This window comes from Actinosynnema sp. NPDC004786, from assembly GCF_053601135.1.
Window position 1 is genome coordinate 111,518 of record NZ_JBSGBG010000028.1, and the last position, 8,451, is coordinate 119,968.

An 8,451-nucleotide genomic window follows, 5' to 3' on the forward strand; every position below is an offset into this window, starting at 1 on the left:
TCAGACGGCCACGCCGACCTCGACCAGCCCGTCCAGGAGCGCGGGCAGCGGGCCGCGGTGCAGCACGCCGAGGCGTTGCGTGGCACGGGTCAGCGCCACGTACAGCTCGGCCGCGCCGCGCGGCCCGTCGGCCAGGATCCGGTCCGGGTCCACGACCAGGACGGCGTCGAACTCCAGGCCCTTGGTCTCCGACGCCGCCACCGCGCCCGGCACGTCCGGCGGCCCGATCACGACGCTGGTGCCCTCGCGCCCGGACTCGTCCCGCACGAACTCCGCGATCGCGGCCGCCATCCCGTCCCCGTCCACCCGCCGGGCCCACGGCCGGACACCGCACGCCCGGACCGACTCCGGCGGCCGCACGCCCGGCGCGAAGTCGGCGAGCACCGACGCCGCGACGTCCATGATCTCGGCCGGCGTGCGGTAGTTCACGGTCAGGGACCGGTGGACCCAGCGGCCCGGCACGTACGGCTCCAGCATCGCGCCCCACGACGTCGCGCCCGCCGGCGACCGGCGCTGGACCAGGTCGCCGACGACGGTGAAGGAACGGCCGGGGCAGCGCCGCATCAGCACCCGCCAGTCCATCTCGGACAGCTCCTGCGCCTCGTCCACCACGACGTGCCGGTAGGTCCAGTCCCGGTCCGCGGCGGCGCGTTCGACCAGCTCGCGGGTGTCGCGTTCGAGCACCCGCTCGGCCAGGTCCTCGGCGTAGAGCAGGTCCGTGGCGAACAGGTGGTCCTCGTCGTCCATCGAGTCCCGGCGGCCGACCAGGCTGTCGAGCACGTCGGCGGCGTACGCGGCCACCGCCTTCCGCTTCCGCTCGGCCGCCCCGTCGTCGGCCCCGTCCCGGCCGAGCAGGTCGACCAGCTCGTCCAGCAGCGGCACGTCCGACACCGTCCACGCCTCGCCGTCGGCCCGCCACAACGCCGGGTCCGCGCCCGCCGCGCGCAGCCGCTCGGGCGAGGAGTAGAGCCCCGACAGCAGCGCCTGCGGCGTCAGCACCGGCCACAGCTCGTCGAGCAGGGCGGTGAACGCCGCGTCCTCCGCCAGCTCCTTGCGCAGGTCCGCCCGCACCCGCTCCCACGACTCCCGGTCCGACCGGCTCAGCCAGCCCTTGCCGAGCCGGCCGATCGCCCGCTCGGTGAGCGCGAAGGTGAGGACCTCGGTGAACACCGCGCGGGCCTCGTTGTGCGGCAGCCCGCTGTCCCGGGCCTCCTGCCTGGCCCACTCGGCGGTCTCGGGGTCCACCCGCCCCACGACGCCGCCCAGCTCGACCGGCACCGGCCGCTCCGGCAGCCGCTGCCGGTCGGCGACCGCCGCCGCGAGCACGTCCAGGATCTTCCGGGATCCCTTGAGCCGCGCCGCTTCCGGCGCGTCCTCGGCGGTGACGTGCAGACCGGGCACGAGGTCGCCGGGGGTCAGGAAGACCACGTCGGACTCGCCCAGCGACGGCAGCACGCGGCTGATGTGGTTGATGAACGCCGGGTTCGGCCCGACCACCAGCACGCCGTGGCGCTCCATCCGCTCCCGCTGGGTGTAGAGCAGGTACGCGACGCGGTGCAGCGCCACCACCGTCTTCCCGGTGCCCGGCCCACCCTCGATCACGAGCACGCCGGGGTGGTCGAGCCGGATGATCTCGTCCTGCTCGGCCTGGATCGTGGCCACGATGTCGCGCATGCCCTCGCCGCGCGGCGCGTTGACCGCCGCGAGCAGGGCCGCGTCGCCGCGCTCCTCGCCGCCGGGCCGGCCGAGGACCTCGTCGGTGAAGTCGACCAGCCGCCGGCCGCGGGTGTGGAACTGGCGGCGCCGGCGCATGTTCTCCGGGTTGGCGGCGGTGGCGACGTAGAACGGGCGCGCCGCGGGCGCGCGCCAGTCCAGCAGTACCGGCCGGTACCCGTCCTCCTCGTCGAACAGGCCGATCCGGCCGATGTACGAGCGCTCGCCCGTGACCGCGTCGAGCCGGCCGAAGCACAGCCCGTTGTCCGCCACGTCCAGCCGCTTCGCCTCGCGCGCCAGCGCCCGCACCTCGTCGTCCCGCTCCATGGGCGTGCCGCCGGTGCCCCGCAGCGCCGCTCCGTACCGGGCCCTCACCCTCGCGCGCTCGGCGTCGAGGCGCTGGTAGAGCCCGGCCACGTAGTCGCGTTCGGACCGCAGTTCTGCTTCGTACCCTCGAGTTGACACATGCCCCTCACAGCGGCTAACCTCGTACTTAGGATCGGCGGAGTCCCTTCGAAATTCCGGGGACACGCCGACTTTCCATTGTCCGGCCCCTGTCAAGCCGCCGTCGGTCGGCGGTGCGCGGGCCGCTCCCCCTTGCCGTCGAGACGGCTGATTCTGCGGCACCCGCCGGGTCTTGCGGCAAGCCCGGGGACGCGCGGTACGGTGAAGTGGGAAGGCGCGGAGCACCCCCTTCCCACCGTTCCCGTTCGTCGTGCGCGAGGCCGTCAGGCGGTCCCGGTCGCCCGTGCGCGCCCGGCCCGGTCGGGACTGCTCTCCCGTCCCCGGGGGTCGTGTGGCGGTCAGGCCGCGGGGGCCGGCTCGGTGGTCAGGGCGGCGGCCAGGGCGGTGGCGATGGCGTCGGCGGTGATCCAGCCGTCCCGGCCGATCGCGTCGGCCGGGAGGTCGATCGTCAGCAGCGGCTCGTGGCCGGCCAGGTCGATCCCCTCGACCGCGGGGTAGGCGCGCAGCCGCGCCGTGCCGGGGCGGATCGGCACGACGGCCCGCGCCCCGGCGACCGCCACGTCCAGCCCGAGGACCTGCTCGTCGCCGTCCGCGGCCGGGTCGACCCGCACGTGCCCGACCTCGGCCGGCACGTCCCGCCGGGCCAGGAGCGCGGCCACGGCCTGGGCGAGCGTGTCGCTCACCGCGATGAACCGCGCCCGGCGGGCGATCCCGGCGAACCGCTCGCCGGGCGGGATCGTGACCGTCCGGCCGTCCTTGTCCTGCCCGACCGCGGGCGCGGGCTCCAGGTGCAGGAACAACTCGTGCGCTTCCCGGTCCAGCCGGTCCGGGTCCACGGCCGCCGCCTTCCCCGCCACTGCCGCCTCCGTCCACGTCAAGATGAGCGATGCTCGCAAACCATACGTGTCCGGTGGCGGTCGCGCCGCCGCGCCTCACGCGCCCAGCGCGGCCCGCACCTTCGCGATCACGGCGGCCTCCACCTCGGCCACCTGGCCGTCGGCGAGCGCGACCTCGTGGCAGATCGCCTCGACGGCGTCCGGGAACGACGCGGCCTCGTCGGGGGCCTTCGCGGCGAGGATCTTGACCGACATCCGCAGGGCCTCCAGGACCTGCTCCTCGAACTCGGTCCCCGACCCGGACGGGAGGTCGACCCGGGACGCGTGGAGCACGCCGCGCAGCTCCGCCGACAGCCGCATCAGGGCGCGGAGGCCGGCGTGGCGCTCCTGGATCACGGGACCGGGGTCGGCCTGGGACACCAGCACCATCACACCGAAGACGGCCGTGCGCAGCGTCCGGCTCTCGGCGTCCGTGTAGAAAATCATGCGGTCAGCCTAGGTGTTGCCGGTCGCGGCCCCGGTGACGGCGGGTGGGCCCGTCGGAGGGCCGCGGGGGACCCGACCGCGACGCGCGGAACCCCGGTCCGGTGTGCCCGCCGGGGGACGTCTTCCCGGGCTGCGGCGGGAGGTTGTCGCTCGGCCGGCGGGGACGTTCTGGTGCGACAGCCGGGACGTCCCCGTTCGGCCGGCGGGACGTCTTCGCGCGCCGGTGCGGCGGGCTCGCGCGGACGGCGGAACGCGCCCGTGCGGCCGGCGCGACGCACTACCGTGGCGGGGTGGACCTCTTCTCCCGTTCGTGGGCGGCGTTGCGGGCCGCGGTCGCCGACCTGTCCGACGAGGACTTCGGCCGGCCGTCGGGCTGCGCCGGCTGGCTCGTCCGCGACCTGGTGTGCCACCTGGTCATCGACGCCCAGGACGTGCTGATCACGCTCGTCACCCCGGCCGAGGGCGAGCCGACCCGCGACGCGGTCACGTACTGGGAGGTCGGCGACACGCCCCCGACCGGCGACGACCCGCTCGACGCGCTGACCGTGCGGCTGGCCGCCGCCTACGGCGAGCCGTGGCTGCTGAAGTTCCACCTGGACGACGTCGGCTCGGCCGCCGGTCGCGCCGCCGCCCTCGCCGACCCCGCCGCCCTGGTCGGCACGCGCGACCAGGTCCTCACCGCCGGCGACTACCTCTCCGCGTACGTGCTGGAGTGGACGTTGCACCACCTCGACCTCGTCGCGCACCTGCCGGACGTGCCCGGACCGCCCGCCGAGGGCCTGGCCCGGACGCGCGCGATGCTGGAGCGGATCGCCGGCGCGCCGTTCCCCGCGTCGTTCGCCGACCGGGACGCGTTGCTCGTCGGCACCGGCCGCCGCGCGCCGACCGACGCGGAACGCGAGCGGCTGGGCGACCTGGCCGACCGGCTGCCGTTCGTGCTGGGCTGACCGGCCTAGGTGTGGATGACGAGACCGCGCCCGCCGTCGCGCTTGGCCTCGTACATGGCCCGGTCCGCGCGGCTGAGCACGGACGCCGCGGTGGCCTCCGGGTCCGGCGCCGCGCAGATCACCACGCCGACCGAGGCGCTGATGTCCACGTCGCCCAGGGCGTCGAGGACGCGGAACGCGACCTTCTCCGGCTCCTCCACGCCCTCGACCAGGACGCCGAACTCGTCGCCGCCGAGCCGCGCCACCACGTCGGTCTCCCGCACGCACTGCCGCAGCCGCTGCGCCACGCGGGCCAGCATCGCGTCGCCGTGCGCGTGGCCGGACACGTCGTTGACCGCCTTGAAGTCGTCCAGGTCCACGAACAGCAGCCCGAACGGGGTGCCGTCGCGCTGGTGGGCGGCCATGGCCTCGTCCAGCCGGCGCTCGAACAGGCCGCGGTTGGCCAGGCCGGTCAGCGCGTCGTGGTGCGCCTGGTGGGTGAGCGTGCGTTCCGATTCGCGCAGCAGCAGCACGAGCTTCGTGTTGTCCACCAGCGTCACCAACTGCCGCACGATCACCGCGACGAACACCGTGAAACCGCAGCCGATCTCGACCGCGTCCAGCGGACCGAGGTCGCCGATGATCGTGCGCCGCAGCACCAGCACGCTGCTCACGAGTAACGGCACGTACGGCATCAGCAGGTAGGCCCACTGCCACGGCCGGCTGGTGCGACCGGGGCCCGAGCGCGGCGACGGCACGGGCGCGAGCGCGGCCAGCCCGATCAGCGCGGGCCCGATCACGAACCCGGCGTTGGCCAGCGGCGGCACCTCGGGGGCCTGGACGCTGACCAGGTAGGCGAACGCGAAGTCGGACGCGGCGAGCCCCGCCAGGCCGAGGCCGAGCAGCCGCAGCTGGGGCCGCAGCACCAGCTTGCGGTCCGCGCTCAGCACCACCACGATCACCAGCAGCACGAGGTCCGTGACCGGGTAGGCGATCGCCACCAGGAACGCCGCCGAGCCGGGGTTGCCCGCCGCGACCAGCCCGCCCAGCGACGTGGTCCAGGTGAGCACGAACAGCGAGCCGACCACGATCAGCCCGTCCAGCAGCAGCACCAGCCGGGCGCTGCGCGAGCGGCGGTCCAGCAGCGCGTCGGGGGAGTCGGAGCGGCGGAAGTTGCCGATGACCAGCAGCGCGACGAACGCGAACGGCACGATGCTCAAGTAACCGGCGTCCGCGGGCGACGGCGACGGCACCGCGCGCCGCTCGACGAGCTGGTACCACGTCCACAGCGCCTGGCCGGTCGACCAGCCCGCCATGCCGAGGCCCATCGCGAGCCGCCACCGGCGGTCCGGGCCCGTCGCCCGGCGCGCGGTCCACCAGCAGCACGCGGTCGCGAACAGGCCCGTGGCGAGCTGGGCGAGGTCGTCCAGGACCACCGCGCCCTCGCCCTTGACCAGGCCGAAGCTCGCGGCGACGGACGCGGCGACGGCCGCGGCCACGACGGCCGTGGCCGTGATGGCGAACCGCCTCGTCCCGATCACGCGGGTAAGTGTGCCGCATTCCGGCCCCGCCGGCCGGGCCGCCCTGGGAGGATCGGCGGGTGGCAGAGCAGGAGGTTCCCGTGGCCGCCGACGTGGCGACGGAGCAGGAGTACGAGCGGTACGCCCGGCACCGGATCGCCGAGCTGGGCGGCGACGCGGACGCGTTCCGGCTGTCGTACAACGTGCTGCACCTGGCGTACATGATGATCACCGACTACGAGGCGCTGGTGCACCGCGAGCAGGGGTGGACCATGCCGGGGTTCCGGCTGATGTTCAAGCTGTGGATCCTGGGCCCGACGCAGCCCGCGCGGCTCGCCGACCTGTCCGGCACGACCAGGTCGGCGATGTCCAACCTGATCAACACGCTGGAGCGGGCCGGGCTGGTGGAGCGCACCAGGGACGGCCAGGACCGGCGGGTGGTGTTCGTGGCGCTGACCGAGGAGGGGCACGCGGCGGTGACCCGCGTCTTCCCCCGGCAGAACGGCCGGGAGGCCCGGTGGTTCGCCGTGCTGAACGACGAGGAGCGCGCGCACATGGTGGAGCTGATCCGCCGGGTGGTGGCCGACCGGCCGAAGTAGACACCGGTCGTCGCATTTTCAACGAACGCCGTGCGGCCCGTCCTGCCCGGCCCGAAGGGAGTCCCGATGCCCGCCAGGGCGAACAGGTCCGCCGCCGTGGTGCGGGCCAAGCTCGACCGGCTGGACGAGCCGCACATCGCCCCGTTCGTCGCGTTGGCGGACGGGATCGCCCGGTCGCGCGGCCTGGAGCCGGGGGAGGTGCCCTACCCGGACCCCGGGTTCGCGGGCACCCGGGCCGAGGCGTTCGTGCTGCTGAAGTCACCCGGTCCGCGCGCCACGAAGGAGCAGGGCTCGGGCCTGCTGAGCCTGGAGAACGACGACCCGACGGCCGAACGCGGCTACCGGGAGTACGAGCGGGTGGGCGTCGCGTGGGACCGCGTCGTGCACTGGAACGCCGTGCCGTGGCCGACGGGGCGGGACCGCCTCACCGCCGCCGACCGGCGGGACGCGCGGCCGTGGCTGCCGAAGGCGCTGGCGCTGGTGCCGGACATCAAGGCGGTGCTGCTGCTGGGGGCCGACGCCCGCGACGCGTGGGCGCGCTCGGGGTTCGCGGACGACCGGGTGGAGGTCATCGCGGCCCCGATGCCGAGCCGGCTGGGGCTGCTGCGCCCCGGCGCGGAGGAGGAGCTGCGCCGGGCGTTCGACGACCTGGCCGCCGTGCTGGGCTGAGCGCGGGCGAACCGCGTGGCCGGCCGTCAGTCGTCCGCCGGGCCGTCGTGCGGTGAGGCGAAGTCGCCGTTGGCGATGCCGAACGGTATGTGCACGCACGGGACCATCGACGCCGACTCGAGATTGTGGCGTTGGTCGTCGAAGAAGATGTGGGGCCGGAGGACGTCCAACACCCTGCCCTTCTCGATGCCGCCGAGGAAGAAGGCGTCGCTGACCCTCAACCCCCACTCCTTGACGCTTCGGATGGCCCGCTCGTGCGAAGGCGCGTTGCGGGCCGTGACGATCGAGACCCGGACGCGGGTCCGGTACTCGGGGTTGGCGGCGTGCTCCTGCTCCTCCCTCGCCTGGATCCGGTTGATCGCCTGGGCGAAGGGGTGCAGAGGGCCCGGGTGGTGTGCCGTCGTGACGTTGAAGGTCTCGTGCTCGTGGAACTTCCGCAGATCACCGTCGTGCATGACGCGTTCCGACTCGTCGCCGGCGAGGACGCAGTCGAAGTCGAACGCGATGCGCAGGTCCCGCGTGTCGTCGTCCTGGAACGAGGACGCGAGCACGAGCCCGGCGGGAAAACCGTCCTTCATCGCCCGACCGACGTCCTGCTCGTTCGCGGACAGGAACAGCGACATGGCGAACGCTTTCATGAACTTGTACGGGGACCTGCCTTGCTGGAACACGGCCCTGGTGATGTTCAACCCGTGGTGCTGGATCGAGTACATGACCCGGAGGCCGGTGTCAGGGCTGTTCTTCGACAGCACGATCACTTCGACGAGCGGGCCGTCCGAGTCCGTCGCGAGGTCGTTGAGGGAGAGCAGGCGGCGGACGAAGGGGAACGCGACCCCGGGTTCCAGCGGTGTGCGTGCCCGCTGTTCCTGGTACTCGCGGTACGCGGCGACGCCATCCCGCCGGAACACCAAGTCGGACTCCGCCAAGTCGAACAGGGCACTCGATGCGATGCCGATGACGAGACGACCGTCCAAGTGATACGACATGTCCACCGCCTACTCGTCGCTCAAGAGCAGCGACGGTACGCCCCAACGGGTGAACCTTCTAGTCACGCGATCGAGCGTGTCGGCGGAGTTCGATCGCGGCGGGGAGCGGGACGGGGTGAGTCAGCGCGCGTGTGGCGTCCTGAGCGCGGGCGAACCGCGTGGCCGGACGACGGTGGCCGGCCACGCGGAGGAGGACGTCGCCGGCCGCACCACGCTGTGCTCGAGACGCTGGTCGGCCAGTTGGAGAAGTA

9 protein-coding genes are annotated in these 8,451 nt (G+C 74.0%); 4 read left to right on the forward strand and 5 right to left on the reverse strand.

Features of this window, described 5'->3' with window-relative positions; all coding sequences use genetic code 11:
- The 3 genes from helR to ACWEFJ_RS24175 form a co-directional block, all read right to left on the reverse strand.
- Positions 1–2,178 (reverse strand): RNA polymerase recycling motor ATPase HelR, encoded by a 2,178-nt coding sequence (gene helR / locus ACWEFJ_RS24165; protein WP_449715126.1) that lies wholly within the window; start codon positions 2,176–2,178, stop codon positions 1–3.
- Between the two features lie 338 nt (positions 2,179–2,516).
- Entirely contained in the window at positions 2,517–3,056 is a 540-nt protein-coding gene (locus ACWEFJ_RS24170) for a hypothetical protein (RefSeq protein ID WP_449715127.1), read from the reverse strand.
- A gap of 54 nt (positions 3,057–3,110) precedes the next feature.
- A complete protein-coding gene (locus ACWEFJ_RS24175) occupies positions 3,111–3,500 on the reverse strand; it encodes a hypothetical protein (protein WP_378092005.1) in 390 nt (129 codons plus the stop codon).
- 290 nt (positions 3,501–3,790) lie between these two features.
- On the opposite strand from ACWEFJ_RS24175, the gene ACWEFJ_RS24180 reads away from it, so the two are divergent.
- The gene (locus ACWEFJ_RS24180) at positions 3,791–4,447 is read left to right on the forward strand and encodes a maleylpyruvate isomerase N-terminal domain-containing protein (RefSeq protein WP_378092003.1); all 657 of its coding nucleotides are present in this window, start codon (positions 3,791–3,793) and stop codon (positions 4,445–4,447) included.
- A 5-nt stretch (positions 4,448–4,452) separates the two neighbouring features.
- Here the strand turns inward: ACWEFJ_RS24180 and ACWEFJ_RS24185 are convergent, their stop codons facing one another.
- The gene (locus ACWEFJ_RS24185) at positions 4,453–5,967 is read right to left on the reverse strand and encodes a diguanylate cyclase domain-containing protein (protein ID WP_449715128.1); all 1,515 of its coding nucleotides are present in this window, start codon (positions 5,965–5,967) and stop codon (positions 4,453–4,455) included.
- Positions 5,968–6,026: 59 nt separating this feature from the next.
- Between ACWEFJ_RS24185 and ACWEFJ_RS24190 the strand changes: the two genes are divergently transcribed.
- A complete protein-coding gene (locus tag ACWEFJ_RS24190; RefSeq protein WP_378091999.1) occupies positions 6,027–6,545 on the forward strand; it encodes a MarR family winged helix-turn-helix transcriptional regulator in 519 nt (172 codons plus the stop codon).
- A gap of 66 nt (positions 6,546–6,611) precedes the next feature.
- A complete protein-coding gene (locus ACWEFJ_RS24195) occupies positions 6,612–7,214 on the forward strand; it encodes a hypothetical protein (protein ID WP_449715129.1) in 603 nt (200 codons plus the stop codon).
- Positions 7,215–7,240: 26 nt separating this feature from the next.
- Here ACWEFJ_RS24195 and ACWEFJ_RS24200 read toward each other — a convergent pair whose 3' ends face one another.
- Positions 7,241–8,200: a 5'-nucleotidase gene (locus ACWEFJ_RS24200; RefSeq protein WP_449715130.1), complete on the reverse strand. Its 960-nt coding sequence runs from the start codon at positions 8,198–8,200 to the stop codon at positions 7,241–7,243.
- On the opposite strand from ACWEFJ_RS24200, the gene ACWEFJ_RS24205 reads away from it, so the two are divergent.
- Positions 8,199–8,451, forward strand: a 253-nt coding sequence (locus tag ACWEFJ_RS24205) for a hypothetical protein (protein ID WP_449715131.1), incomplete at its 3' end; no start/stop codon positions are given. The two genes, ACWEFJ_RS24200 and ACWEFJ_RS24205, sit on opposite strands and share 2 nt — an antisense overlap.

Bases quoted from the DNA above. Each gene is read 5' to 3' on its own strand.
- ACWEFJ_RS24195 (WP_449715129.1), top strand. From the start codon at position 6,612: ATGCCCGCCAGGGCGAACAGGTCCGCCGCCGTGGTGCGGGCCAAGCTC.
- ACWEFJ_RS24175 (WP_378092005.1), bottom strand. From the start codon at position 3,500: ATGATTTTCTACACGGACGCCGAGAGCCGGACGCTGCGCACGGCCGTC.
- ACWEFJ_RS24200 (WP_449715130.1), bottom strand. From the start codon at position 8,200: ATGTCGTATCACTTGGACGGTCGTCTCGTCATCGGCATCGCATCGAGT.